This window comes from Pseudomonas sp. GM25 (assembly GCF_000282255.1).
GTDB lineage: Bacteria > Pseudomonadota > Gammaproteobacteria > Pseudomonadales > Pseudomonadaceae > Aquipseudomonas > Aquipseudomonas aphyarum.
This window is the reverse complement of the sequence record NZ_AKJQ01000005.1, coordinates 13,931-39,479: the sequence shown is the minus strand read 5'-3', so window position 1 is coordinate 39,479 and position 25,549 is coordinate 13,931. Positions and strand designations below refer to the sequence as shown.

Annotated in this window: 26 protein-coding genes; 2 read left to right on the top strand and 24 right to left on the bottom strand. The window is 60.8% G+C overall.

The window, feature by feature from the left end; all coding sequences use genetic code 11:
- Positions 1–8 precede the first annotated feature (8 nt).
- The 17 genes from PMI24_RS01625 to PMI24_RS01545 form a co-directional block, all read right to left on the bottom strand.
- On the bottom strand, positions 9–569 hold the full coding sequence (locus tag PMI24_RS01625; RefSeq protein WP_007950811.1) for a DUF1285 domain-containing protein: 561 nt from the start codon (positions 567–569) through the stop codon (positions 9–11).
- A 15-nt stretch (positions 570–584) separates the two neighbouring features.
- On the bottom strand, positions 585–1,190 hold the full coding sequence (locus tag PMI24_RS01620) for a DUF4823 domain-containing protein (protein WP_007950810.1): 606 nt from the start codon (positions 1,188–1,190) through the stop codon (positions 585–587).
- 122 nt (positions 1,191–1,312) lie between these two features.
- Positions 1,313–2,281 carry a GTP 3',8-cyclase MoaA gene (locus tag PMI24_RS01615; RefSeq protein ID WP_007950807.1) on the bottom strand — a complete coding sequence of 323 codons (969 nt, stop codon included), beginning with the start codon at positions 2,279–2,281 and terminating at the stop codon, positions 1,313–1,315.
- Between the two features lie 138 nt (positions 2,282–2,419).
- Positions 2,420–3,058, bottom strand: coding sequence for a TetR/AcrR family transcriptional regulator (locus PMI24_RS01610; protein WP_007950805.1), 639 nt, complete (start codon positions 3,056–3,058; stop codon positions 2,420–2,422).
- A gap of 341 nt (positions 3,059–3,399) precedes the next feature.
- Positions 3,400–4,185 (bottom strand): TatD family hydrolase, encoded by a 786-nt coding sequence (locus tag PMI24_RS01605; RefSeq protein WP_007950803.1) that lies wholly within the window; start codon positions 4,183–4,185, stop codon positions 3,400–3,402.
- Positions 4,186–4,199: 14 nt separating this feature from the next.
- The gene (locus tag PMI24_RS01600) at positions 4,200–4,556 is read right to left on the bottom strand and encodes a PilZ domain-containing protein (protein WP_007950801.1); all 357 of its coding nucleotides are present in this window, start codon (positions 4,554–4,556) and stop codon (positions 4,200–4,202) included.
- Between the two features lie 42 nt (positions 4,557–4,598).
- The gene (locus tag PMI24_RS01595) at positions 4,599–5,582 is read right to left on the bottom strand and encodes a DNA polymerase III subunit delta' (protein ID WP_007950798.1); all 984 of its coding nucleotides are present in this window, start codon (positions 5,580–5,582) and stop codon (positions 4,599–4,601) included.
- Positions 5,575–6,207: a dTMP kinase gene (gene tmk, locus PMI24_RS01590; protein WP_007950797.1), complete on the bottom strand. Its 633-nt coding sequence runs from the start codon at positions 6,205–6,207 to the stop codon at positions 5,575–5,577. Before tmk ends, PMI24_RS01595 begins: the two co-directional genes overlap by 8 nt.
- 19 nt (positions 6,208–6,226) lie before the next feature.
- Positions 6,227–7,408, bottom strand: a complete 1,182-nt coding sequence (gene mltG / locus PMI24_RS01585) for an endolytic transglycosylase MltG (protein ID WP_007950795.1) — start codon at positions 7,406–7,408, stop codon at positions 6,227–6,229.
- A 3-nt stretch (positions 7,409–7,411) separates the two neighbouring features.
- Entirely contained in the window at positions 7,412–8,227 is an 816-nt protein-coding gene (pabC, locus tag PMI24_RS01580; RefSeq protein ID WP_007950793.1) for an aminodeoxychorismate lyase, read from the bottom strand.
- The gene (fabF, locus tag PMI24_RS01575; protein ID WP_007908259.1) at positions 8,227–9,471 is read right to left on the bottom strand and encodes a beta-ketoacyl-ACP synthase II; all 1,245 of its coding nucleotides are present in this window, start codon (positions 9,469–9,471) and stop codon (positions 8,227–8,229) included. Before fabF ends, pabC begins: the two co-directional genes overlap by 1 nt.
- 108 nt (positions 9,472–9,579) lie before the next feature.
- Positions 9,580–9,816, bottom strand: a complete 237-nt coding sequence (acpP, locus tag PMI24_RS01570; protein WP_003175607.1) for an acyl carrier protein — start codon at positions 9,814–9,816, stop codon at positions 9,580–9,582.
- A 196-nt stretch (positions 9,817–10,012) separates the two neighbouring features.
- Entirely contained in the window at positions 10,013–10,756 is a 744-nt protein-coding gene (gene fabG / locus PMI24_RS01565; protein WP_007950790.1) for a 3-oxoacyl-ACP reductase FabG, read from the bottom strand.
- Positions 10,757–10,772: 16 nt separating this feature from the next.
- Positions 10,773–11,711, bottom strand: a complete 939-nt coding sequence (fabD, locus tag PMI24_RS01560) for an ACP S-malonyltransferase (RefSeq protein ID WP_007950787.1) — start codon at positions 11,709–11,711, stop codon at positions 10,773–10,775.
- Between the two features lie 125 nt (positions 11,712–11,836).
- Positions 11,837–12,847, bottom strand: a complete 1,011-nt coding sequence (gene plsX / locus PMI24_RS01555) for a phosphate acyltransferase PlsX (protein ID WP_081493548.1) — start codon at positions 12,845–12,847, stop codon at positions 11,837–11,839.
- Between the two features lie 4 nt (positions 12,848–12,851).
- Positions 12,852–13,034: a 50S ribosomal protein L32 gene (rpmF, locus tag PMI24_RS01550; RefSeq protein ID WP_003179396.1), complete on the bottom strand. Its 183-nt coding sequence runs from the start codon at positions 13,032–13,034 to the stop codon at positions 12,852–12,854.
- A 13-nt stretch (positions 13,035–13,047) separates the two neighbouring features.
- A complete protein-coding gene (locus tag PMI24_RS01545) occupies positions 13,048–13,575 on the bottom strand; it encodes a YceD family protein (protein WP_003204262.1) in 528 nt (175 codons plus the stop codon).
- A gap of 106 nt (positions 13,576–13,681) precedes the next feature.
- On the opposite strand from PMI24_RS01545, the gene PMI24_RS01540 reads away from it, so the two are divergent.
- Entirely contained in the window at positions 13,682–14,260 is a 579-nt protein-coding gene (locus PMI24_RS01540; RefSeq protein ID WP_007950783.1) for a Maf family protein, read from the top strand.
- Between the two features lie 46 nt (positions 14,261–14,306).
- On the opposite strand, the gene sppA is transcribed toward PMI24_RS01540, so the two are convergent.
- The 3 genes from sppA to rluC are packed head-to-tail and all read right to left on the bottom strand — an operon-like array spanning position 14,307 to position 16,932.
- On the bottom strand, positions 14,307–15,296 hold the full coding sequence (gene sppA, locus PMI24_RS01535; protein ID WP_007950781.1) for a signal peptide peptidase SppA: 990 nt from the start codon (positions 15,294–15,296) through the stop codon (positions 14,307–14,309).
- Between the two features lie 24 nt (positions 15,297–15,320).
- On the bottom strand, positions 15,321–15,983 hold the full coding sequence (locus tag PMI24_RS01530; RefSeq protein ID WP_007950780.1) for an HAD-IA family hydrolase: 663 nt from the start codon (positions 15,981–15,983) through the stop codon (positions 15,321–15,323).
- A complete protein-coding gene (rluC, locus tag PMI24_RS01525) occupies positions 15,970–16,932 on the bottom strand; it encodes a 23S rRNA pseudouridine(955/2504/2580) synthase RluC (protein WP_007950779.1) in 963 nt (320 codons plus the stop codon). Before rluC ends, PMI24_RS01530 begins: the two co-directional genes overlap by 14 nt.
- A 699-nt stretch (positions 16,933–17,631) precedes the next feature.
- On the opposite strand from rluC, the gene rne reads away from it, so the two are divergent.
- Complete coding sequence (gene rne / locus PMI24_RS01520) at positions 17,632–20,877, top strand: ribonuclease E (RefSeq protein WP_007950778.1); 3,246 nt, start codon at positions 17,632–17,634, stop codon at positions 20,875–20,877.
- Between the two features lie 67 nt (positions 20,878–20,944).
- Here rne and PMI24_RS01515 read toward each other — a convergent pair whose 3' ends face one another.
- From PMI24_RS01515 to PMI24_RS01500, 4 genes are read right to left on the bottom strand one after another with little or no spacing between them, the layout of a single operon-like run.
- Entirely contained in the window at positions 20,945–21,541 is a 597-nt protein-coding gene (locus PMI24_RS01515; RefSeq protein ID WP_007950777.1) for a nucleotidyltransferase family protein, read from the bottom strand.
- Entirely contained in the window at positions 21,538–22,518 is a 981-nt protein-coding gene (locus PMI24_RS01510; protein WP_007950776.1) for an XdhC family protein, read from the bottom strand. The genes PMI24_RS01515 and PMI24_RS01510 overlap by 4 nt, the downstream gene beginning before the upstream one ends.
- The gene (locus PMI24_RS01505) at positions 22,518–24,839 is read right to left on the bottom strand and encodes a xanthine dehydrogenase family protein molybdopterin-binding subunit (RefSeq protein WP_007950775.1); all 2,322 of its coding nucleotides are present in this window, start codon (positions 24,837–24,839) and stop codon (positions 22,518–22,520) included. The genes PMI24_RS01510 and PMI24_RS01505 overlap by 1 nt, the downstream gene beginning before the upstream one ends.
- Positions 24,836–25,306 carry a (2Fe-2S)-binding protein gene (locus PMI24_RS01500; RefSeq protein WP_007950774.1) on the bottom strand — a complete coding sequence of 157 codons (471 nt, stop codon included), beginning with the start codon at positions 25,304–25,306 and terminating at the stop codon, positions 24,836–24,838. The genes PMI24_RS01505 and PMI24_RS01500 overlap by 4 nt, the downstream gene beginning before the upstream one ends.
- Positions 25,307–25,549: the final 243 nt, after the last annotated feature.

The following is a 25,549-nucleotide window of genomic DNA, read 5'->3' as shown; positions in this document are numbered from 1 at the left end:
GGTTTTTTTTAGGGTTCGAGGCCGATGCGGAAGAACTCGCCGCCACTCCAGACGCCGAGCCAGCGCTGACCATCGATTTCACGGCTGACTGCCAGTTCGACCAATTGGTAGAACACGTTGCGGTGGATCAGCGCTTCGAGGTTGGTGCGTACATGCACGTAAGGTGCGGGCTCTTGCGTGGTCGGATCGATCTCGACTCGGATCGGATGTTCCGCGCCAGCCTCGGTGGTTTCATCGACGTTGGTGGTGAAGCGCAGCACTTGCGCCTCACCCTCGCCTTCCACATCGACGGCAATCGCCACGAATGGCGCGTCATCGACCTTGATCCCGACCTTCTCCACCGGGGTTATCAGGAAATAATCATCGCCATCGCGGCGGATGATCGTGGAGAACAGCTTGACCATCGGCTTACGCCCGATCGGCGTGCCCAGGTAGTACCAGGTGCCGTCACGGGCGATGCGCATGTCGATGTCGCCGCAGAAATCCGGGTTCCACAAGTGCACCGGCGGCAAGCCTTTGGTTTTGGGGATTTGCCCCAGCAGGTCATTGGCTTTTTGCGGGCCACTCATGGCGTACTCCTTGAATTACTGGTCCCCGACGCCCAGCAGGCTGCGCGCGTACTGCGCAAGCGGTGGGCCGATCAGGTCTTCGGGCTTGTTGTCGTGGAACGTCAGTAAACCGCCACGACTCTTGATCCGTGCAGTATCAATCAAATACTGGGTGCTGGTCTCGATCAACATGATCTGAATCACGCCGCCGTCGATACCGAGGCGATCCACGGCTTCCTGATCCAGCCACTCATCGGAGTTGCCGATGCGGTCGTCGGCCTTGGCGAAACGGGTGTACAGCAGGTAGTGGGCACCGGCGTCGCGCGCTTCGCCCATCGCCTGATCGAGGCCTTCCGGCGCACGGGCGCGACGGACCATCGGGAAATATTCGACGAAGCCTTTGAAGGCCTCTTCGGCGACGACGTTGGGACGCGGGTAAGAACCACCCGGCGGCGCGAACGAACCCTGCGCGATGTAGATGAACGAATCCGGCTGAATGCGGAAGTTGTTCACGCGACGGCTGTCGCTGTGATCCAGCAGCCCCGCGTCGCTCATCTGGTAGCGAGTCCCTTCGGCCATGTCACTGACAGTCATACAGCCGCCCAGCGCCAAAACGGCCAGCAGCAAAACCAGGCTACGCATCCTAATCCTCCAGAAGCCGGTGACGGAAAACCGGCGAATGGCCGTAGGATGCAGCTTTTGCGCCAGTCCTTGGAAATGTGCAGGTATCCGCTTTGAAATAAGACTTTGTAGCTAAACCGGACTTAGCCGCCGATGATCTTCATGACGGTTGCGCCGCCGGAGAACGCGACTTCCTGCTTGTCGCCCAGCGCCTTGACCAGTAGTCGCTGCAACGCCGGCAGCGCTTCGTGACGCGGCTTGTCGAGCAGGTCACCGACGTAATGGCGGTTGCTCGACGACAGGCAGCCATGCAGCCATCCGGTGGACGACAGACGCAGGCGCGAGCAGGTTCGGCAGAACGGCACGCTTTCGTTGGCGATCACGCCGAAGTTGCCCCGACCGGGAATCGCATAGCGAACCGCCGTGGCGTCCACCGGCGCGTCGGTTTGCGCGTACTCGTAATGTTCGCCGATCAGGCTCAGCAGCTGTTGCAGGCTGACGAACTGTTGCAGGAAGGCGTTGGAATCAGTGGCCAGGTGGCCCATGCGCATCAGCTCGATGAAGCGCAGTTCAAAGCCACGCTCGAGGCAGTAATCGAGCAGCGGCATCACCTGGTCGAGATTCTGCCCGCGCAACGGCACCATGTTGACCTTGATCTTCATCCCCGCCGCTGCCGCTTGATCCATGCCATCCAGCACGGTGGCCAGATCGCCGCCACGGGCGATGCTGCGGAACGCGCCGGCGTCCAGGGTATCGAGGGAAACGTTGATGCGCCGCAGGCCGGCATCGACCAGCAGCGGGAGTTTTTTCGCCAGGAGCTGGCCGTTGGTGGTCAGGCTGATGTCTTCCAGCCCCATCTTGCCGACGGCGCTCATGAAAGATTCGAGTTTGGGGCTGACCAGCGGCTCGCCGCCGGTGATGCGCAGGCGCTCGATGCCGGCGGCTTCGATCAGATAAGCCACGCCACGCGCCATGGCCTCGGCCGACAGTTCATCCTGTGCAGCCACCAGCCGCTTGCCGTTGGGCACGCAGTAGGTACAGGCGTAATTGCAGGCTGAAGTCAGACTGATCCGCAAATTGCGAAAACGCCTGCCTTGACGGTCAACGATCATGAAGCACTCCGGCGATGGAAAATCGAGCGGCTAAAACTTGACTCACAATTCAAGTTTTAGCAAGCCCTATGCCTGAGTATATTCCTGCGGTACTGCGCCATGTAGCGAAAAACACGGCGCATAAGGCGACTGAATGATTCAGCTGCTTGGGGTTTCGGGGTCGCGCTTGCGCTTGTTGCCCATGCGCACGCCGATATCCATCAGGAACTGGAAGAAACCTTCCTGATCTTCCAGCACATTGCTCCAGAACGGCGAGTGATACAGCGCCACCGCGCCGTGCACCAGCGCCCAGGATGCGCAGTAGTGGAAGTACGGCGGCACGTCTTCGAGCTTGCCTTCGCTGATGCGGCCCTTGATGAGCAGCGTCAGGCGTTCGAAGTTCGAGGCACGGATCTTGTGCAGCTCCTCGACCATCTCGGGCACCTGATTGCCCTTGACCACCTTCTCTTCCAGGCGATCGAACAGGCGATAGCGCTGCGGGTCGCGCATGCGGAATTCAAAGTAGGCACGGGACAGCGCTTCCTTGTCCTTGTCGACATCGGCCGAGTGCAACAGCTCGTTCAAGTCGCGCTCGTAATCGAGCATCAGGCGCAGATAGATTTCAGCCTTGGACTTGAAGTGCTTGTAGATCGTGCCTTTGCCGATACCCACGGCATCAGCAATCATCTCGACGGTGACACTGTCTTCACCTTGTTCGAGGAACAGCTTGAGCGCGGTATCGAGAATTTCTTGCTCGCGGCGACGAAACTCACGGACCTTACGAGGTTCTTTGTGCATAAGAAAAGGTCTGTAGGGGTCAAAATTCGAAGCCGCGTATTATGCCTAACTTGCGCAAAAATGCACGGATCATCCGACCATATCTGTGTTTCTTGTTCATTTCACGAACGTTTCGGGGGGAATGAGAACATAACCGAAGCGAACGTATTCCAAATTTGTTTAAAAACCCCTGCCGGCCAACTGGACTCGGCGCCAGACTGATCAATACTTGAACTGTCGGGCGACATCTCCCCCAAGTGTCGCGCCGGTAAAGGTACCAAGGGACCGCGTGCCTTTGTTTTACTCCTAATGGTCTTAACCCGGATTCACCCCCCAGAACCCGGGTTTTTTTTGCCTGCGATTCAGGCTTTTACATTCGCCAGCGGAAACAGCCGCTTGAAATTCTCGGTGGTCTGCTCGGCAAAACGCTCGTAGTTCTCGCCGCGCAGCATCGCCAGAAACTCTGCCACTTCCCGCACGTATTGCGGCAGGTTCGGTTTGCCGCGATACGGGATCGGCGCCAGGTACGGCGAATCGGTTTCCACCAACAGGCGATCGGCCGGAACCTTGCTCGCTACATCGCGCAGCGCGTCGGCATTGCGGAAGGTGACGATGCCCGACAGGGAAATGTAATAACCCGTGTCCAGCGCCGCCTTGGCCATGTCCCAGTCTTCGGTGAAGCAATGCAACACACCGGCCTGAGGCAGCGCGGCTTCGCGCAACAACTCAAGCGTATCGGCGCGGGCGCCACGGGTGTGGATGATCACCGGTTTGCCGGTCTGCTGCGCAGCTTGCAGGTGCAGACGGAACGATTCCTGCTGCAGTTCGGCGGCTTCCGGCTCGTAGTGATAGTCCAGACCGGTTTCACCGATCGCCACCACTTTCGGGTGATTGAGCTCGTGCAGCAGCCAGTCCAGCGCCGGCGCCGCGCCCGGCTGCACATCCAGCGGATGCACGCCAACCGAACAATCGACGTCCTCATAGCGCTCGGCCAGGGCTTTGACGTCGGCCGCGTTGTCGGCGCTGACGCCGATGCACAGGAAGTGTCCGACTCCGCGCTGACGGGCCGCATCCAGCGCGGCATCCAGGGAACCGTCGTGAACGGCGAGGTCGAGGCGATCAAGGTGACAATGGGAATCTACGAGCATAAAAGGACTGCAACTTACATCGTATGAGTGGGACGGTCGGATTTCAGGGCTCCGGCCAGATGAGTTTCGATGCGACTGCGCGCGGTGTTGTCGCCATCGTTGAATTGCACGCCGACGCCGGCCGCGCGGTTGCCCTGGGCGCCCTTGGGGGTGATCCAGGCCACTTTGCCGGCCACCGGAATCTTCTCTGCCTCGTCCATCAGGTTCAGCAGCATGAACACCTCGTCGCCTAACTTGTAGCTCTTGTTGGTCGGGATGAACAGGCCGCCGTTCTTGATGAACGGCATGTAGGCGGCGTAAAGGACCGACTTGTCCTTGATCGTCAGGGACAAGATGCCGTTGCGCGGCCCCGGGCTGACAGGTTCATTCATGTTGACCTCCACTGCTGATGTTCAGAGTCTAGGTACACATTCTTATCTTTGGCCAGGCAAGCTCGCCCATTGCACCAGCAACGCTTCCAGCAGCAACGCCGCGTTGAGGTTGGCCTTGCTCAGGACTTTCTGGCGCTGGGCGAGAATCCAGTCCTGAATATCCAGCACCTTAGCCTGGGCACTTTTCTGCGCCAGATACTGCACGACCTTGCGCATGTCGGTCAGGCCAAGGCCCGCTTCATCCTGGGTCAACTGATAGCGCAGGATCAGGCTCGACCAGTCGCAGAACCAGTCGAACAGACGCAGCATCGGAATGTTTTTCCATTCCTCGGCCAGTTGCGTCGGCGATTGCTGCTGCTTGAGCAGCTTCTTCACGCCTTCCACCACCTGCGCACGCTGATCACGCACGCCCTGCCCCTGCAACGTGACAGCGGCCAACGGCGAGCCGGCGGCCAGGGTCAACAGTTCGACTCGTTCGTCTTCGGAACATTCCGGCAGTGCCTGAGCCAGCCATTGCAGGCTCACAGATTCGCTCGGCAGCGGACAGGCCTGCTGCACGCAGCGGCTCTTGATCGTCGGCAACAACCGGCTCGGCTGGTGGCTGACCAGCAACAGCACGGTATCACCGGACGGCTCTTCAAGGCTCTTGAGCAAGGCGTTGGCGGCGTTGATGTTCATCGACTCCACCGGCTCGATCAGCACCACCTTGCGCCCGCCCAGTTGCGCGGTCTGCACCACGAAACTGACCAGATCGCGCACCTGGTCGACCTTGATCGCCTTGTCCGCTTCTTCCGGCTCGAGGATGTAATTGTCCGGGTGGCTGCCGGCCTTGAGCAGCAGGCAGGATTTGCACTCGCCGCAGGCTTCAGGCGTCGGACGCTGGCACAGCAGGCTGGCCATCAGCCGCTCGGCCAGCGCGCGTTTGCCGATACCAGCCGGGCCATGCAAAAGATAAGCGTGGGCGTGCTGAGTGCGACCGGCCAGTTGCTGCCAGAGGCTGTCCTGCCACGGATAGGCCTCAGCCACGGCTCAGCTCCAGCAAATTCGGAATCAGGGTATCCAGCGATTGTTGAACCTTGGCCAACGGCTGGCCGGCATCGATCCGCACATAGCGCGCCGGATCAGCTTCGGCGCGCTTGAGGAACGCGCTGCGCACGGCTTCGAAAAACTCACGGCCTTCCAGCTCGAAACGATCCAGACGTCCACGAGCACTGGCGCGGGCCAGGCCGATTTCCACCGGCAGATCGAAAATCAGCGTCAGGTCAGGACGCAAATCGCCCTGCACGAATGTCTCCAGCGCCGCGATGCGCTCCAGCGACAAGCCGCGACCACCGCCCTGATAGGCGTAAGTCGAATCGGTGAAACGGTCACACAGCACGACCGCACCACGGGCCAGCGCCGGGCGAATGACCTCAGCCAGATGCTGGGCACGGGCGGCGAACACCAGCAACAACTCGGTGTCCGGGTTCATCACTTCGTCGACCGGGGCCAGCAACACCTCACGAATGCGCTCGGCCAGCGGCGTACCGCCGGGCTCGCGGGTCAGCACCACTTCGATACCGGCGGCGCGCAGGCGCTCGGCGAGGTATTCGCGGTTGGTGCTTTTGCCGGCGCCTTCCGGGCCTTCCAGGGTAATAAACAAGCCAGTCACAGGCAGTCCTTAATCAAAGTCATTGCGTGTTTTGGGGAGCGGACGCTTCCGGCTCCGGCGTCGGCGCAGGCTCTTGAGCAGGCGGCTGCGGCAACGATTCCGGTGCGGTATCGGGCGAGGCGGCAGGAATCGCCTCCTCGGCTGCCGGAGCGGCCTCGGGCGCGGTCGCCGGCGCCGGGCTCGAGCGGTAATCCGCGCGCCGCTTGAGCTGGTACTCGCGCACCGCGTTGTTGTGCGCGTCCAGGTCATCGGAGAACACATGGCTGCCATCGCCACGGGCAACAAAGTAGAGGCTGGTGCCATCCACCGGATTGAGTGCGGCATGAATGGCTTCGCGTCCGACCATGGCGATCGGCGTCGGCGGCAGGCCGGGAATCATGTACGTGTTGTACGGCGTGGCTTCCTTGAGATGCGCACGAGTCAGTTTGCCGTTGTAGCGGTCACCCAGGCCGTAGATCACCGTCGGATCGGTCTGCAACTGCATGCCCAGCGCCATGCGCCGCACGAAGACGCCGGCAATCTGGCCACGCTCCTGAGGCACGCCGGTTTCCTTCTCCACCAGCGACGCCATGATCAGCGCCTGATAGGGCTCGGTGTAAGGCACGTCGGCGGAGCGTTTTTCCCACTCCTTGGCCAGCACTTCGTCGAGGCGGTCGAAAGCCTTTTTCAGCAGTTCGGTATCGGTCACACCGCGCACGAAGCGGTAGGTATCGGGGAAGAAGCGGCCTTCAGGGAACAGGCCCTTGTGACCGATTTTGGCCATCACATCACTGTCGCTCAGGCCGTTGAGGGTCTGCTCGATCTTTTCATCTTTGGCCAGCGCGGCGCGCACTTGATGGAAATTCCAGCCTTCGACCAGGGTCAGGCTGTACTGAACCACATCGCCGCGCCTCCACAGGTCGATCAGGCCGTTGACGGTCATGCCCGGCTGCATGCGGTATTCACCGCTGTGAATCGGCGTGCCGGCCAGGTTGAAACGCCAATAGACCCGCAGCCAGAACGCGTCCTTGATGACGCCGTCGGCTTCGAGTCCAAGAAAAGTACGGGTCGGGGTGGATCCCTTGGGCACATCCAGCAGTTCTTCCTGCGTGATGTTCAGGGGCTGTTCCAGTGCCGAATGAATCTTCCAGGCGCTGGCGCCCAACAGCAGCCCTGCCAGAACCAGTCCGGTTTCCAGCAGCAGCAAAAGTTTACGTCTCACGAATCAGGCATCCAGTAGCGCGCGGGCAATGGTTTGCAGTTTACGGGTGAGCGGGCCAACCGGCCAGCTCAGAGCAGCACAGGCGCGTACCGGCCAGACGCCATACACGCTGTTGCAGACAAAGACTTCATCCGCCCATTGCAGCTGTTCGAGGGGGATGTCGGTGATTTGCACGGGGATGCCCAGGGACTCGGCCTGAAACAATATTTCTGCGCGCATCACACCGGCCACGCCGCAGCGTTTCAGGTCCGCCGTGATCAGCACACCATCACGCACCAGGAACAGATTGCTGAACACACCTTCGATCACCCGACCGGCCTGATCGAGCATCAAACCTTCGGCATGTTCACTGTCCTGCCATTCGGCGCGGGCAATGACCTGTTCCAGTCGATTGAGGTGTTTGAGCCCGGCGAGCAACGGTTGCTTGGACAAACGCGTGCTGCACGGAAACAGGCGAACGCCCTGCTCGGCATGGGCCGCTGGATAAGCGGCGGGAGGATTGCCTTGCAGAATGCGTCGGCCCTGCGCCGAAGGATCCGGCGCATAGCCGCGCAATCCGTCGCCACGGGTGAGGATGAGTTTGAGCACGCCCTCGCCCATCGCGGCGGCATAGGATTGCAGCTCATGGCGAACCCGCTCGATATCGGCTGCGATGGCCAGACGCGCACAGCCGTCGGCCAGACGCGTCAGATGGCGATCCAGCAGCAACGGCTGGCCGCCACGCACGGCGATGGTCTCGAACAGACCGTCGCCGTAAGCCAGGCCGCGATCTTTCAGCGACAGAGCGTCAGCCGGCAGACCGTCGACCCAGCAGTCCATCAGCCGGCGAACCGACGGAACGCCAACGTGCCGTTGGTGCCGCCGAACCCGAACGAGTTGGACAGCACAACATCGATGTCCATGTTGCGCGCGGTATGCGGCACGAAATCGAGGTCGCAGCCTTCGTCCGGCTCATCGAGGTTGATGGTTGGCGGCGCCACCTGGCTGTTGATCGCCAGCACGCTGAAGATCGCCTCGACCGCGCCCGCCGCACCCAGCAGGTGACCGGTCATGGACTTGGTGGAGCTGACCGCCAGCTTGTAGGCGTGATCACCGAACACCGACTTGATCGCGTTGGCTTCAGCGAGGTCACCGGCCGGCGTCGAAGTGCCGTGGGCGTTGATGTATTGCACTTGATCGACGTTGATCTTCGCATCGCGCAGCGCGTTGGTGATGCAGCGCGCAGCACCGGCGCCGTCGGCGGGTGGCGACGTCATGTGGAAGGCGTCGCCACTGGTGCCGAAACCGATCAATTCGGCGTAGATGGTCGCGCCACGGGCCTTGGCGTGTTCGAGCTCTTCGAGCACCAGAGCACCGGCGCCGTCGGACAGTACGAAACCGTCACGACCCTTGTCCCACGGACGGCTGGCGCGGGTCGGCTCGTCGTTGCGGGTCGACAGCGCACGGGAAGCACCGAAGCCGCCCATGCCCAGACCGCACGCGGCCATCTCGGCACCGCCGGCAATCATCACGTCGGCTTCGTCGTACATGATGTTGCGCGCCGCCATGCCGATGCAGTGCGTACCGGTGGTACACGCCGTGGCGATGGCGTAGTTAGGCCCCTGTGCACCCAGGTGGATGGACAGGAAACCGGAAATCATATTGATGATCGAGCCAGGCACAAAGAACGGAGAAATCCGGCGCGGGCCAGTCTCGTGCAGGGTGCGGCTGGTTTCTTCGATGTTGGTCAGACCGCCGATACCCGAACCCATGGCCACGCCAATGCGTTCACGGTTGGCATCGGTGACTTCCAGACCGGCGTTGCGTACGGCTTGAAAGCCGGCCGCCAGACCGTACTGAATGAACAGGTCGAGCTTGCGCGCTTCCTTGACCGACAGGTATTCCTCGACATTGAAGCCCTTTACCGAGCCGCCAAAGCGGGTGGAATAGGCAGAAAGGTCGGTGTGTTCGATCAGACCAATGCCACTGCGGCCAGCCAGAATGCCCTGCCAACTGCTCGGCACATCCGTGCCCAGTGGCGACAACATACCCATACCGGTGACTACGACGCGTCTACGCGACACAGCACTCTCCTTTTTCAAATGACGACTTTGCATCAGGCCTAAAGAAAAAACCGCACGCCATGATGGCAGTGCGGTTTTTCCATGACAGCAAGCAACGATTACAAACTATTACGCCTGGTGGCTAGTAACGTAGTCGATTGCAGCTTGTACAGTAGTGATCTTCTCAGCTTCTTCGTCAGGGATTTCGGTCTCGAATTCCTCTTCCAGAGCCATCACCAGCTCAACGGTGTCAAGGGAGTCGGCACCCAGGTCTTCTACGAAGGAAGCGGTGTTGACCACTTCTTCTTCTTTAACACCCAGTTGCTCGGCAACGATTTTCTTGACGCGCTCTTCGATGGTGCTCATACCTTGTTTTCACTCCTAATGGACAAATTCAGGCAGCTGGCCAGTGGGTAAGTGTATAGAAAGACTTTTCAGCTTTTCAACTGAAAGCTTCACTCCTCAAACCCTGCGGCCCTCTGCCTATAAATAGATTGCAGCTTTATAACGGATTTTAGACAGCTCGTATGACATTTTTTTGAAGCAATCCGTCACATTTGAATTACATGTACATCCCGCCGTTAACCGGGATTGTAGCCCCGGTCACGTATGCCGCACCGTCGGATGCAAGAAAAGCGACCACGGACGCGATCTCTTGAGCTTGTCCCAGACGGCCCAGCGGAATCTGCGTCTGCAAGGCTTCACGCTGTGCTTCAGGCAGCTCGCGAGTCATATCGGTGTCGATGAACCCTGGGGTTACCGAGTTGACCGTAATCGAACGCGAACCGACTTCACGCGCCATGGCACGGCTGAAACCTTCCAGACCGGCCTTGGCGGCTGCATAGTTTACTTGGCCAGCGTTGCCCATGGCACCCACCACCGAGCCAATACTGATAATTCGGCCCCAACGCGCCTTGGTCATGCCGCGCAGAACGCCCTTGGACAGGCGATACAGACTGTTCAGGTTGGTATCGATCACGTCGTACCACTCGTCGTCTTTCATGCGCATCATCAGGTTATCGCGGGTGATGCCGGCATTGTTGACCAGAATCGCCACCGGCGCACCGAACTGCTCCTGGATGCTCGCCAGCACCTTGGTGACCGACTCATCGCTGGTGACGTTCAGTTCGAAACCTGCGCCCTGGATGCCGTTTTCCTTCAGGGTCGCAGCAATACGCTCGGCGCCCGAAGCGGAAGTCGCGGTGCCAACAACGATGGCGCCCTGACGACCCAGTTCCAGTGCAATAGCCTGGCCAATGCCACGGCTTGCGCCGGTGACCAGTGCAACTTTACCTTGCAGACTCATGCAAGCTTCTCCTGATTCAGACAGCCGCTGCGCGAGCAGCAGCGAAAGCGTCTGGGGTATTGAGGTTGGAAGTCGAAACGCCTTCGGCGCAACGTTTGTTCAGACCGGCCAGCACCTTGCCAGGGCCGCACTCGACCAGATTGGTCGCGCCTTTGGCGGCCAGAGTCTGTACGGACTCGACCCAGCGGACCGGCTTGTAGAGTTGCTCCAGCAGATCACGCTTGAGGGTTTCCAGATCCGCCGGCACCTGGGCGCTGACGTTCTGTACCACAGGGATCTGCGGCGCCTGCCAGTCGATGGCAGCGATCGATTCGGCGAAACGCTCGGCAGCCGGGCGCATCAGCTCGCAGTGCGACGGCACGCTGACCGGCAGCGGCATGGCACGCTTGGCGCCACGAGCCTTACAGCCTTCGATGGCGCGCTCAACCGCTGCCTTGGCACCGGCGATCACCACCTGGCCCGGGGAGTTGAAGTTCACCGCGCTGACCACTTCGCCTTGCGCCGCTTCGGCACAGGCTGCCAGCACGTCAGCATCTTCCAGACCGAGGATGGCAGCCATGCCGCCCTGCCCGGCCGGAACGGCTTCCTGCATCAGTTGGCCACGGCGCTCAACGAGCTTTACCGCGTCGGCCAGGCTCAGGCTGCCGGCAGCGACCAGCGCGCTGTATTCACCCAGGCTGTGACCGGCAACGAAGGCCGGACGCGCACCGCCTTCCGCCAGCCACAGACGCCACAGGGCGATCGAAGCGGTCAGAATGGCCGGTTGGGTTTTATCGGTTTGATTGAGCAGCTCTTCCGGGCCCTGCTGGGTCAGCGCCCACAGGTCATAGCCCAGAGCATCGGATGCTTCTTTGAAAGTTTCGAGGATCAGTGGATGTTGCGCGCCCAGCTCGGCCAGCATGCCGAGGGACTGCGAACCCTGTCCTGGAAAGACGAATGCGAGGGAAGCAGACATGTAACAAGCCCCTAATGATCTTGTCGTCGGAAAAATGGCATCCCGCTAGAGGGACGCAAGAAACTGACAGTTGGATGGCCCTTTGAACCGGGCGGTCACATTTAAGCATTGTCCGACGAAAACGCCTAAGACAACAAATCCTCCAGACGGCCGTGCAGGCGCTCGGGAAGATTTTCCTGAATCTCGATCAGCGCTCGCTGAATGGCACTCTGAAACCCCTGAACCCCGGCCGAACCGTGACTTTTCACGACAATGCCCTGCAAACCGAGGAAGCTTGCGCCGTTATGTCGCGCCGGTGCGAGATCAGCCTGCAGACGCTTCATCAATGGCAGAGCCAGAGCGCCGACAGCGCGGGAGGCGAGGTTTTTCTTGAACAAGGCCTCGATGCGCGCAGCGATCATGGTCGCCAGACCTTCGCTGGACTTGAGCAGGATATTGCCGACGAAACCGTCGCAAACCACCACATCTGCCTCGCCGCGATACAAGCCGTCACCTTCGATGAAACCGATGTAATTGATGCCCCGGGCAGCCTGCAACAGCGTTGCAGCCAGCTTGACCTGCTGATTGCCCTTGATGTCTTCGGTCCCGATATTCAGCAGCGCGACACGCGGACGGGCAATGCCCAGGGTTTGCGCCGCCACCGACCCCATCACGGCGAACTGCAACAGATGCTCGGCACTGCAATCGACGTTGGCGCCCAGATCGAGCAACTGGCAATAGCCGTTCTGAGTAGGGATCGCGGCGACCATCGCCGGACGATCAATCCCCGGCAGGGTCTTGAGTACAAATCGCGACAGGGCCATCAAGGCACCGGTATTGCCGGCACTGACACAGGCCTGAACCTTGCCGTCACGCAGCAATTCGAGGGCGACACGCATCGACGAGTCCGGCTTGCCACGCAGGGCCTGGGCAGGTTTTTCGTCCATGGTGATGACTTCGGACGCCGGAACAATCGTCAGGCGCGCGCGATCGGCAGCCGATTGGCCGATGATCAGTTCTTCAAGAAGGGAGGGTTGACCGACGAGGGTCAGGTGCAGCGAGGGTGTAGCAGAAAGGCAAGCAAGGCTGGCCTGAACAATGCTGCGGGGACCGAAGTCCCCGCCCATTGCGTCAATCGCGATGACTTGAGCGGACAAGTGATTACTCGTCAGCGCCCTTGTCGATCACTTTACGGCCACGGTATACGCCTTCTGGCGATACGTGGTGACGCAGGTGAACTTCACCAGTGGTTTTTTCTACAGACAGGGTGCTAGCCTCGAGAGCGTCGTGCGAACGGCGCATGTCACGGGCAGAGCGGGATTTTTTGTTCTGCTGAACAGCCATAATTGATTAACTCCTAAACGTTTGGGTCACGCTTTAACTGCGCCAATACACTGAACGGGTTGGACCGCGTTACCTCGTCCTCGCTCGGTTCGGGCTCATCTGCTCCCGCCGGCTGCTGGCATTCTTCCGGATGATGAGCAGGCACAATGGGCAAGGCGAGCAGAAGCTCCTCCTCGATCAGTGACTGCAGATCCAATGGATCTTCGCCCAGTTCCAGCACGTCATAACCTTTCGGTAACGACTGGGTATTCGCACCCTCCTTCACAACAGCGTAACTGCATTCGCTGTGGATCGGCAGGGTGACCAGCTCAAGACAACGCTGGCAAACCATTTTGACTTCGGTGTCGATAAAGCTGTGGATCACCACAGATTTACGTTCATCTCGTTCAAAAACGAATTTTGCCTGCACCGTACCGACATCGTCGGAAAGCGGGTCGCAGAGTCTCTTCAAATCGGCCAGCAGCAGTTCACCTTGAAGGGTGGTGCCACGGTCAGCCAATTTGCGCGGGTCAACGTGAGGTGGAATCGGGTCATTCAACATAGGCGCAGCATTATAGGGATGCACCCACCCATGTCAAAGGAAATTGTGCCCTGTCCGTCACTTGCGCGCCTCCGCTAGAATCTGTCGCCTGCCTCTGGAGATGCGAATGCTGCCTTTATTACTCGCTTCAAGCTCGACCTATCGTCGGGAATTGCTCAGCCGCCTGCGCCTGCCGTTCGTCTGCAGCTCGCCGGATATCGATGAAAGCCATCGCCCGGACGAGTCGGCAATCGAGCTGGTCAAGCGCCTCGCCGAACAGAAAGCCCGCGCCTTGGCCGACAGCCACCCCGCTCACCTGATCATCGGCTCCGACCAGGTTGCGGTACTCGGCGAGCGCATCATCGGCAAGCCGCACACCTTCGAAAACGCCCGCGAACAACTGATGGCCGCCAGCGGCGCCAGCGTGACCTTCCTCACCGGCCTGGCCCTGCTCAACAGCCAGACCGGCCACTGCCAGGTCGACTGCGTGCCCTTCACCGTGCACATGCGCGTACTGGATCAGGCCCGCGTCGAGCGCTACCTGCACGCCGAGCAGCCCTACGACTGCGCCGGCAGCTTCAAGGCCGAAGGACTGGGCGTGAGCCTGTTTCAATCCACCGAAGGCCCGGACGCCACCAGCCTGATCGGCCTGCCGCTGATTCGCCTGATCGACATGCTGTTGACGGAAGGCGTACAGATTCCCTGACCCACAAAAAACCGGCCCTCAGGCCGGTTTTTCTTGCAGCATTCGATCAGCGCAACGACGGGCCGTTGAAACCCATCCACATTGCCAGTTTCTCGGCAACGCTGGCGCCAAGCTTCTTCGAGAAGCGATCAAACGGCGATTCCTGAACGGTGAAGTCCACCAGTTCCTTTTCGCCAATCACGTCACGCGCCACCGAACTGGCATTGCCCAGACCATCGATCAGCCCCAATGGCAGCGCCTGCTCGCCAGACCAGACCAGCCCGGAGAACAGCTCCGGATGATCCTTGTCTTTCAGACGATCGCCACGCCCCTGCTTGACGCTGTTGATGAACTGTTTGTGCGTGGTATCCAGCACACTTTGCCAGAACGCCGTTTCTTCCGGCTTTTGCGGCTGGAACGGATCGAGGAATGCCTTGTGCTCGCCAGAGGTGTAAGTGCGACGCTCGACGCCAAGCTTCTCCATGGTGCCAACAAATCCATAACCGGCCGCCGTCACACCAATAGAGCCCACCAGACTGGCCTTGTCGGCATAGATCTGATCAGCAGCACTGGCGATGTAATAAGCACCGGAAGCACCCAGATCGGAAATCACCGCGTACAGCTTGGTGTCGGGATGCAGGCCGCGCAGACGTTTGATCTCGTCATACACATAACCCGACTGCACCGGACTGCCGCCCGGGCTGTTGATGCGCAGGATTACGCCCTTGACCTTCTTGTCTTCAAACGCTGCACGCAGGCTGCCGACGATATTGTCGGCGCTGGCAGGCTCTTTGTCGGCGATCATGCCGGTGACGTCGATCAACGCGGTGTATTTGGAGCTGCGCGTAGCGCTCTTCTCCATATCCATCAACGGCGTGAACAGGATCAGCGCAACAAACAGATAAACAAAGGTCAGCAGTTTGAAGAAGATGCCCCAGCGTCGCGATCGACGCTGTTCCTGCACGCCGGCCAGCAGGGTCTTTTCCAGCAGCTTCCAGCTTTTCGCATCACCGTCGTCGGCAGTTGCCTTGGCCGGTGCTTTCCATTCGTCGGTCATGCCATCCACCCCAGCAAAAACGTATTAAGCCTGCTGCCCCAGCCAGGCGTGCAATTCGGAAAAATGGTCGATCGACAGTCGCGGCTCGAACTGCTGCAGCGATTCGATCGATTGCGCGCCATAACTGACCGCCACCGAGTCCATCCCTGCATTGCGCGCCATCAGCAGATCGAAGGACGAATCACCGACCATCAGCGCCTGTTCGGACCGGACACCGCAATGCGCAAGGATCTGCTCCAGCATCAGAGGGTGCGGCTTGCTTGCAGTTTCATCGGCAGCGCGGGTGATATCGAAATAATCTTCCCAGCCATTGGCCTTGAGCACCCGATCCAGCCCGCGACGATTCTTGCCGGTCGCGACAGCCAGGTGATAGCCCTGCTCGCGAAAGGACGCCATCGACTCGACTACGCCTTCGAACAACGGCGAAGGCACGGCCTCTGCAGCGATGTAGTGATCGGCGTAATACTCGCGGAACAAGGTCATCTCGGCATCGCTGATTTCCGGATACAAGGTGCGGATCGCCTCGGGCAAGCCCAGACCGATGATGCCTTTGACGGCAAAATCATCACGCAGCTCGAAACCTGAACGCCCGGACGCCGAGTGCATTGCCTCGACAATCCGATGAATGGAATCGGCCAGGGTGCCGTCCCAATCGAAAATCAACAGTTTGTAATCAGATGGGCGCACTCAATCGCTCCACAGTCTTGGCCCACATCTCATCGACCGGCGCCTGCAACTTGAGTTCACCGCCATCGGGCAGCGGCACGGTCAGCATGTAGGCGTGCAGGAACAGGCGCTTGCCGCCCAGATCACGGATTTCCTTACTGAAACCGTCATCGCCGTATTTGGTGTCACCGGCAATGCAGTGCCCGGCGTGCAACGTGTGCACGCGGATCTGGTGCGTGCGACCGGTGATCGGCTTGGCTTCGATCAAAGTGGCAAAGTCGCCAAAGCGACGCAGGACCTTGAACACGGTCACAGACTCCTTGCCCTCCTCCTCGTCGACCTCGACCATGCGCTCACCGGAGCGCAGATTGCTCTTGCCGAGCGCCGCACGGACTTGCTTGATCGAGGTCGCCCAGTTGCCGCGAACCAGGGCCATGTAGCGCTTGTCGACACCGTCACCGCGCAACGCGGCATGCAAGTGACGCAACATGCTGCGCTTCTTGGCGATCATCAGCAGCCCGGAGGTATCACGATCGAGACGGTGAACCAACTCGAGCTCCTTGGCATCGGGACGCAACTGACGAAAGGCTTCGATCACGCCGTAATTCAGGCCGCTGCCACCGTGAACCGCAATGCCGGCGGGCTTGTTGATCACGATCAGGGCCTTGTCTTCGTAGACAATCGAGGCTTCCAGGCGCTGCAACAGGCCTTGGGCCAAAGGCACCGGCTCGTCACGCTCAGGCACGCGCACCGGCGGCACGCGCACGATGTCGCCGGCCTGCAGCTTGTATTCGGGCTTGATCCGACCTTTGTTCACACGCACTTCGCCTTTGCGCAAAATGCGGTAAATCAAGGTCTTGGGCACGCCTTTGAGCCGGGCGAGGAGGAAATTGTCGATTCGTTGGCCGGCATATTCCGGCGAGACCTCAAGCAGTTGAACGCCTGGAGTCGAAGGGGCAGTAGTCGTCATGGCGCCGATGATAACAATTTTTTATGGAATTGAAGCACTTAATCATTGCTGCTATAGTCGCGAACGCCGCCAAAAGCGGCCTGGACAGCGGAACCACGGTCAAAAACCGGCCCTGACCAACGCAATTCACCAGGACGCGAGGCCGTCCTACGGGGCTTTTGCTACGTAACGGTGGAGTTTGCAGCTGTAACAAGCGCAGGTGACATGAGGCCTGAATCACGCCGCAAAGCAGAGTTTTGACTCGCCACGCGAGCCATATTCACGGCCAGTTCACAAAGTGCAGTCAGCCGCGGATGACCCCGAGCGAAGACTCCGGAAACACCGCCTGAATTAGCCATGATGCGTGACCTCCCCTTTCGGAGCTCACGGTAAATGCCAACCCGCTGCGGATTCTGCGCGCGGCAGCACCCGAATTATCAGGGATACGTGTAGGGTGGAGATGCACAACCGCTGGACTGTGTAGCAACAGGTTTTATCAAGACGCTTCATCTCGTCCACAGCCACCGGTTGATTCCTCCTCCTGACTGAGTGCTTAAGTAGCCACAGCAAGCAGGACGCGTACGTCGCGATAACGGCCCAATTGGCCGGACATCGCTGGACACGGGAATGGCCAACCACTCCCGACGCACCTGACACCGACCGTGAGAAGTCGTGTGTGCCGAACGCCGTTTCCGGCAGCCCGGAAACCGACGGTACTACATGAAAAGAATGCTGATTAACGCAACTCAACCCGAAGAGTTGCGTGTTGCACTGGTAGATGGCCAGCGCCTCTACGACCTGGACATCGAATCCGGTGCACGCGAGCAGAAAAAGGCCAACATCTATAAAGGCCGCATCACTCGCATCGAACCAAGCCTTGAGGCTGCCTTTGTCGATTTCGGCTCCGAGCGCCACGGCTTCCTGCCCCTCAAAGAAATCTCCCGCGAATACTTCAAGAAAGCCCCCGAAGGCCGCGTCAACATCAAGGACGTCCTGAGCGAAGGCCAGGAAGTCATCGTTCAGGTCGAAAAAGAAGAGCGTGGCAACAAGGGCGCAGCCCTGACCACCTTCATCAGCCTGGCCGGTCGTTACCTCGTTCTGATGCCGAACAACCCGCGTGCCGGCGGCATCTCCCGTCGCATCGAAGGCGAAGAGCGCAACGAACTGCGTGAAGCGCTGAACGGTCTGGTCGCTCCGGCCGACATGGGTCTGATCGTGCGCACTGCAGGCCTTGGCCGCAGCAGCGAAGAAATGCAGTGGGACCTCGATTACCTGCTGCAGCTCTGGACCGCCATCAAAGAAGCCTCGCTGGATCGTTCCGCGCCATTCCTGATCTACCAGGAAAGCAACGTGATCATCCGCGCCATCCGCGATTACCTGCGCCAGGACATCGGCGAAGTGCTGATCGACAGCGTTGAAGCCCAGGACGAAGCCCTGACCTTCATCCGCCAGGTGATGCCGCAGTACGCCAGCAAGATCAAGCTGTACGAAGACAGCGTTCCGCTGTTCAACCGTTTCCAGATCGAAAGCCAGATCGAGACCGCTTTCCAGCGCGTCGTCGAACTGCCGTCCGGCGGCTCCATCGTCATCGATCCGACCGAAGCCCTGGTGTCCATCGACATCAACTCGGCGCGCGCCACCAAAGGCAGCGACATCGAAGAAACCGCCCTGCAGACCAACCTTGAAGCGGCTGAAGAAATCGCCCGTCAGTTGCGCCTGCGCGACATCGGCGGCCTGATCGTCATCGACTTCATCGACATGACCCCTGCCAAGAACCAGCGCGCCGTGGAAGAGAAAGTCCGCGAATGCCTGGAAGCCGACCGCGCCCGCGTGCAGATCGGTCGCATCTCGCGCTTCGGCCTGCTGGAAATGTCCCGTCAGCGCCTGCGTCCTTCGCTGGGCGAAAGCAGCGGCATCGTCTGCCCGCGCTGCAGCGGCACCGGCATCATCCGTGACGTCGAATCGCTGTCCCTGGCGATCCTGCGCCTGATCGAAGAAGAAGCCCTGAAAGACCGCACCGCCGAAGTTCGCGCTCAAGTGCCGATCCCGGTGGCCGCGTTCCTGCTCAACGAAAAACGCAACTCGATCACCAAGATCGAACTGCGCACCCGCGCCCGCATCGTCATTCTGCCGAACGATCACCTCGAAACCCCGCATTTCGAAGTTCAGCGTCTGCGTGACGACAGCCCGGAAGCCGCGACCAACCAGTCCAGCTACGAAATCGCTGCCGCTGCCGCCGATGTCGAAGACGTCCAGCCAGCCGCCGCGACCCGCACCCTGGTTCGCCAGGAAGCCGCGGTCAAGACCGCTCCGGCCCGCGCCAACGCTCCGGTTCCGACCGAAGTCGCCGCTCCAGCCCCGGCACCTGCTCCGGTTGCCGCGCCAGAGCCAAGCCTGTTCAAAGGCCTGGTGAAGTCGCTGGTCAGCCTGTTCGCCACCAAGGAAGAGCCAGTTGCTCCGGTTGTGGTTGAAAAACCAGCCGCCGAGCGTCCGGCCCGCAACGAAGAGCGTCGCAACGGTCGTCAGCAGAGCCGCAACCGTAACGGTCGCCGCGATGAAGAACGCAAGCCGCGCGAAGAACGTGCACCGCGTGAAGAGCGCGCCCCACGTGAGCCGCGTGAAGAGCGTCAGCCGCGCGAACCACGTGAAGTCCGCGAGCCACGCGAGTCCCGTGACGAAGCACCGGTAGCCCGCGAAGAACGCGCACCGCGTGCTCCTCGTGAAGAACGTGCACCACGTGCTCCGCGTGAAGATCGCAAGCCGCGTGGCGAGCGTGAAGAACGCGTACGTGAACTGCGCGAGCCTCTGGATGCTGCACCAGCCGCCGCTGCCGCTGTTGCTGCCACCACTGAAGAGCGTCCGGCCCGTCAGCCGCGTGAAGAACGTGCGCCACGTCCTCCGCGTGAAGAGCGTCAACCGCGTGCCGAACAGGCCGCTGCTGCCGTCGCTGAAGAAGAAATCACCACCAACGAAGAGCAACTGCCGGAAGACGGTTCGGAGAACGCCGAAGGCGATCGTCCACGCCGCCGCTCCCGTGGTCAGCGTCGTCGCAGCAACCGTCGCGAGCGTCAGCGTGATGCCAACGGCAACGTGATCGAAGGTTCGGAAGAATCCGAGTCCGGCGAAAACGCTCAAGCGCCAAGCACTGCCGATCTGGCCGCTGGCCTGGCTGTGACCGCTGCTGTTGCCAGCACCGTGATCAGCGCTCCGGCTGAAGCTCAGGCCCACGAGCAAGCTGAACGCGCCACCGCTGCCACTCTGGAAACTGCTCCAGTAGAAGCCCCGGTTGTTGAAGCAACCACTCCGGTAGAAGTAGCTGCCGCTCCGGAAGTCGAAGTGGCTCCGGTTCGCGAAGCTCAGCCTCAGGTTGAAGCGGCTGCCGAACCAGCGGTGACCTTCGAAGCACCAGCCGTAGTTGAAGAGTCGGTTGTCGAAACCGTCGCTGAAACCGTGACCGAAACCGTGCGTGAAGTTCGCGAAGAACAGACCGCATTCAACTGGGTCGCCGAGCCGGCTGTCGCTGAAACACCAGCGCCAGTGGTTGAAGCGACTGTCGTTGAAGAAGCCAAGGCTGCCGAGCCAGTCGTTGTTGCTGAACCGGCACCGGTCGTTGAAGCCCCTGTGGTTGAAGCGCCAGTAGTAGCCGAAGCACCAGCGCCAGTGGTTGAAGCTGCTCCGGTCAGCGCCCTGACCCCAAGCGGTCGAGCGCCGAACGACCCACGTGAAGTGCGTCGTCGCAAGCGTGAAGAAGAGCGTCTGCAGAAGGAAGCCGAACTGGCTGCCGCTGCTGCTCCAGTCTCTGCTGAGCCAATGGTTGCCGAAGTGGTCGAGGCAGCTCCTGCCCCGGTCGCTGAAGAAGCTGCCGTTGAAGCCGTGATTGCCGAAGCACCACGCTCCGTTCAGGAAGCGGTCGAGCAACACGAAGAGGCCCAGGAAAAAGAACACGAGCCTAAACCCCTCGTCTGATTCCAAAAGCCAATAAAAAGCCCCGCCTGGTAATCCAGGCGGGGCTTTTTTATGCCTCAAGGTTTTATCAGGATGGCGGGAAAACCAGCGCATCCGGCACATCGATATCCCACAACACACCCGGATCATCCACCGCGACTTCAATCACCCGTCCTTGGGCAAACAGCGGTCTGGCGCCCCGGTCACCGGACAAAGCCATCAGCCCTGCGGCGAACGAGCGACCAAATCCGACCGGATGCCCATAGTCACCGTTCAACGTCGGTACGCTGACCGCATCCTCGGCAATCGCCGCCACGACCCGCTCAATACTCGACGGCAGGATGAACGGCATGTCGCCCAGCACAATCAGCCAACCATCGACATCCGGGCAAGCCGCCACACCCGCCGCGATGCTGTCGCCCATTCCCGTGGTCTCGATCGAGACAATGTCACACCCGTAAGCCTGCGCCATGCGCATCGCCTGCGGCCGCGCCTCGGTCGTCACCAGCACTCGCTGATCGAGACTCGCCGGCAGGTTGACCAACACCTGCTCGATCACCGAACGCACCGCGCCATCACGCCCGGTGCAATCGGCCAGCAGCTTGTCCTTATCGGCACCCGCCACCTCGCGAAAGCGGCTGCCCTCGCCCGCCGCCAGCACAATCACTCCGATGGATCGGCTCATACACTCTCCACTGTTTTCTTCTGCTTGAGCTCGACACCATTCTTGATCGCGACGATTTCCGCCAACAGCGACAAGGCGATTTCCGCCGGGGAATGGCTGCCAATATGCAAACCGATCGGCCCGTGCAAACGAGCGATGGCCGCTACTGACAAGCCTAGCTCAGCGAGATTTTCCCGGCGCTTGATGCTGTTGACCCGCGAGCCGAGTGCACCGACGTAGAACGCTTTGGAGTCGAGCGCCGTAAGCAGCGCCATGTCATCCAGCCGTGGATCGTGAGTCAGCGCGACAATCGCAGTGCGTTCATCGGTCTGGATATTCAGCACCGCCTCGTCCGGCATGCCGGGCACAAACCGCCCATGCTGCTCTTCCCAGCCATAGACGAACTCGGTACGCGGATCACAGATCAGCACTTCGAAATCCAGCAGCCGCGCCATCTCGGCCACGTACCGCGACAACTGCCCGGCGCCGATCAACAGCAGGCGCCAGCGCGGGCCGTAAATGGCACGCAGGGTCTGGCCGTCGAAACTCAAGGTGTCAGTCTTGCCGGCTGGTCGCAACACCACCTCGCCAGTGCCGATGTTCAGCTCGCGCGCGACGATTTCGTGAGCCTCGCAACGGTCCAGCAACTCGGCGACCCATGCTGGATCGCCGACCCGCTCCTCGGTCAGGCGCAGGGTGCCGCCGCAAGGCAGGCCGAAGCGCGCCGCTTCTTCCTGCGTTACGCCGTAGGTGATCAACTGCACCGGCGGTCCGTTGGCGGGAATCCGCCCATCGTGCAGCCGGGCGATCAGATCGTCCTCGACGCAACCGCCGGACACCGAACCGATCACCACGCCATCCTCGCGCAACGCCAGCATCGCGCCGGGCGCCCGAGGCGCGGTGCCCCAGGTCTGCACCACCGAAAACAACACTACCCGCTGCCCGGCGCGGCGCCATTCGAGCACGCTGCGCAGGACATTAAGATCGGCGCTGTCCATCACGCTTGCGCCTTTTGCCAGCCCTGCAACTGGTAACGCACCGGCAGGTTGCGGATGCGCTGACCGGTGGCGGCAAAGATAGCGTTGCACAGCGCCGGCGCAATCGGCGGCACGCCCGGCTCACCAACACCGCCCAGCGGCACCTCGCCCGGCGGCGTCACCAGATGCACCGCGACCTCCTTCGGCGCCAGCGACATGCGCGCCACTTCATACATATGGAAGTTGTCCTGCTGCACCTTGCCGTCCTTGAAGCTGATTTCACCCCACACGGCGTTGCCCAGGCCCATCACACACGCGCCTTCGAACTGCGAACGGATCCGCTCGGGGTTGATCTGCGGGCCGCAATCCACGGCGATATCGGCCTTGTGCACGATCAGCGTGCCGTCGTCCTTGACCTCGACTTCGATCACCGCCGCCACGTAGGTGACGAAGCTGTAATGCACGGCCAGCCCCAGGCCACGGCCCTTGGGCAATTGACGCCCCCAACCTGCCGCCTTGGCTGCCGTTTCCAGCACGGTGCGCATGCGCCCGGTGTCGATCGGATAACGCTCGGGGGATTCGCCGTAGTTCCATTCTTCACTGAGCGTACGCGGGTCGATCTGCCGATCCGGTCCGAGCAATTTGATTTGGTACTTGAGCGGATCTTCCTTGGCTTTGTGCGCCAGTTCGTCGACAAAACTCTGGATCGCGAAACCATGGGGAATGTTCGACACCGAGCGATACCAGCCGACCCGCGTATGCACCGTGGCTTCAGGGTTTTCCAGGCGCACGTTGGGAATCGCGTAGGCCATGTTGGTAAAGCCCATGCCCAGCTCGAACGCAGCTTCGTGATTCATGCCCGGCGCAAACAACGCGGTTATGCTCGGCGCCACCGTGCGGTGCAGCCAGGCGGAAGGCAAGCCGTCCTTGCCCACGCCGGCCTTGAGGTATTCGGCGGACACGGTGTGGAAATACGAGTTGTGGATGTCGTCTTCCCGGGTCCACTGCACACGCACTGCTTTACCAGGAAACTCCTTGGCGAGCACGGCAGCTTCAACGACGAAGTCCGGTTTCGACTTACGGCCGAAACCACCGCCCAACAGCGTGACATTGAAGGTGACGTTATCGAACGGCAGCCCCAGGCGTTCGGCGATGCGCTCGCGGGTGACCTGCGGCGCCTGGCTGGGTGCCCATGCCTCGCAGGTGCCATCCTTGTAACGGGCGATGGCGACCATCGGCTCCATCGGCGCCTGAGCAAGATGCGGCAAGTAATAAGAGGCTTCGAGCGTGCTGGCTGCACTGCCGATGGCTTTGTCGATGTCGCCGGTGTTGCGTACCACTTTGCCCGGTTTCAGCGAAGCGGCTTCGATCTCCTTGCGATAGGCGACCGAGTCATAAGTGGCGTTCGGGCCATCGTCCCACTCGATCTTTAACGCTTCACGCCCCTTCAATGCCGCCCAGGTGTTGCTGGCCACCACGGCCACGCCACCCAAAGGCTGGAATTCCGAAGGCAATGGCCGGGGTTCGATCTGGATGACTTTGAGGACGCCCGGCACTTTCAGCGCGGCGCTGTCGTCGACCGACTTGACCTTGCCGCCGTACACCGCCGGACGCGCAATGACCGCGAACAGCATGCCGTCGAAATGCACGTCGGCTCCATATACCGCGCGGCCATTGACGATGTCGGCACCGTCGATGGCCTTGGTGCCTTCCTTGCCGATGTAGCGGAATTCCGACGGTTGCTTGAGCCGCAGGCTGTCACGGGCCGGCACTGTCAGCGCACTGGCCGCAGCGGCCAGCTCACCGTAACCCAGCTCGCGCCCGGACGGCGTGTGAATGACTTTATGCAGTTGCGCGCGGCATTCGCCGACCGGCACTTTCCACTGCGCAGCGGCGGCCTGCTCCAGCATGGTCCGGGCGGCGGCGCCGCAACGGCGCATCGGTTCGTACCAGTGACGCATGCTACGCGAGCCGTCGGTATCCTGGTTGCCGAAGCGCACTTCATCACCCGGCGCCTGCTGAACCTTGACGTGCGCCCAGTCGGCTTCCAGTTCATCGGCGACCACCATGGTCAAGCTGGTGCGCACGCCCTGACCCATTTCCGAACGGTTGCAGACCACGGTCACCGTGCCATCGGCGGCAATGCTGACGTAGACCTTCGGATCGTCGATCCAGCCGTTGGGCATGCCGTCGGCGCCGAACTGCTTCGGCTTGTCTTCGGCCAGCGCATCCTGCCAGCCCCAGCTCGCCGCCAGCACCAGCGCACCCGTGGCGCCGACGCCTTTGAGAAAGCCCCGGCGACTCAGGTTGCTCAGGGCAAAATCGTTCGGTAGACGGCTCATGCCTTGGCCTCCTTCAGGTGAGTGGAGGCCTGACGGATCGCGGTCTTGATCCGGTTGTAGGTGCCGCAGCGGCAGATGTTGCCGACCATCGCTTCTTCGATCTGCTCGTCGCTCGGGTTCGGATTGGTCTTGAGCAACGCGGTGGCGGACATGATCTGCCCGCCCTGGCAGTAACCGCATTGGGCCACAGCCGTGTCGAGCCAGGCTTGCTGGACGATCTGACCGACCGGGTCGGCATGCAGGTTGTCGATGGTGGTCACGCTCTGCCCGACCACCGAACCGATCGGGGTGATGCAACTGCGCGCCGGCGCGCCGTCGATATGAATGGTGCACGCACCGCACAGGCCCATACCGCAGCCGAACTTGGTGCCGTTGTAACCGGCGACGTCACGGATCGCCCACAACAGCGGCATGTCCTCGGTGACATCGAGTGGATGGTCTTGACCATTAAGTTTCAGGGTAATCATGGGCACGCCCGCATATTCATGGAGGTTATGGGGTCGAGCCATCTGCCACCGCAGGGACGGTGGTGGTTCGCGCAGATGGGCTCAGGCTAATCAGGCTCTCTTGTACCGACGGGAACGTCTGCACCGGGCCTTTGGTGGAGCAAATGACTGGTATCGTTAGCTGGCTACGTTAACCCGCGATTAACAAAAAAGCCCTGCACTTTTTAAATAGTGCAGGGCTTTGGGTTCAGCCTTGAAAGCGTA

Coding starts and splice junctions, on each gene's coding strand:
- PMI24_RS01615 (WP_007950807.1), bottom strand. CDS start 2,281: ATGATCGTTGACCGTCAAGGCAGGCGTTTTCGCAATTTGCGGATCAGT.
- PMI24_RS01600 (WP_007950801.1), bottom strand. CDS start 4,556: ATGAATGAACCTGTCAGCCCGGGGCCGCGCAACGGCATCTTGTCCCTG.
- acpP (WP_003175607.1), bottom strand. CDS start 9,816: ATGAGCACCATCGAAGAGCGCGTCAAGAAAATCGTTGCCGAGCAACTG.
- PMI24_RS01540 (WP_007950783.1), top strand. CDS start 13,682: ATGCTGCCTTTATTACTCGCTTCAAGCTCGACCTATCGTCGGGAATTG.
- fabG (WP_007950790.1), bottom strand. CDS start 10,756: ATGAGTCTGCAAGGTAAAGTTGCACTGGTCACCGGCGCAAGCCGTGGC.
- PMI24_RS01620 (WP_007950810.1), bottom strand. CDS start 1,190: ATGCGTAGCCTGGTTTTGCTGCTGGCCGTTTTGGCGCTGGGCGGCTGT.
- rne (WP_007950778.1), top strand. CDS start 17,632: ATGAAAAGAATGCTGATTAACGCAACTCAACCCGAAGAGTTGCGTGTT.
- sppA (WP_007950781.1), bottom strand. CDS start 15,296: ATGACCGACGAATGGAAAGCACCGGCCAAGGCAACTGCCGACGACGGT.
- rluC (WP_007950779.1), bottom strand. CDS start 16,932: ATGACGACTACTGCCCCTTCGACTCCAGGCGTTCAACTGCTTGAGGTC.
- PMI24_RS01625 (WP_007950811.1), bottom strand. CDS start 569: ATGAGTGGCCCGCAAAAAGCCAATGACCTGCTGGGGCAAATCCCCAAA.
- PMI24_RS01505 (WP_007950775.1), bottom strand. CDS start 24,839: ATGAGCCGTCTACCGAACGATTTTGCCCTGAGCAACCTGAGTCGCCGG.
- PMI24_RS01605 (WP_007950803.1), bottom strand. CDS start 4,185: ATGCTCGTAGATTCCCATTGTCACCTTGATCGCCTCGACCTCGCCGTT.
- rpmF (WP_003179396.1), bottom strand. CDS start 13,034: ATGGCTGTTCAGCAGAACAAAAAATCCCGCTCTGCCCGTGACATGCGC.
- PMI24_RS01515 (WP_007950777.1), bottom strand. CDS start 21,541: ATGAGCCGATCCATCGGAGTGATTGTGCTGGCGGCGGGCGAGGGCAGC.
- PMI24_RS01510 (WP_007950776.1), bottom strand. CDS start 22,518: ATGGACAGCGCCGATCTTAATGTCCTGCGCAGCGTGCTCGAATGGCGC.
- pabC (WP_007950793.1), bottom strand. CDS start 8,227: ATGGACTGCTGGGTCGACGGTCTGCCGGCTGACGCTCTGTCGCTGAAA.
- PMI24_RS01610 (WP_007950805.1), bottom strand. CDS start 3,058: ATGCACAAAGAACCTCGTAAGGTCCGTGAGTTTCGTCGCCGCGAGCAA.
- PMI24_RS01545 (WP_003204262.1), bottom strand. CDS start 13,575: ATGTTGAATGACCCGATTCCACCTCACGTTGACCCGCGCAAATTGGCT.
- PMI24_RS01500 (WP_007950774.1), bottom strand. CDS start 25,306: ATGATTACCCTGAAACTTAATGGTCAAGACCATCCACTCGATGTCACC.
- fabD (WP_007950787.1), bottom strand. CDS start 11,711: ATGTCTGCTTCCCTCGCATTCGTCTTTCCAGGACAGGGTTCGCAGTCC.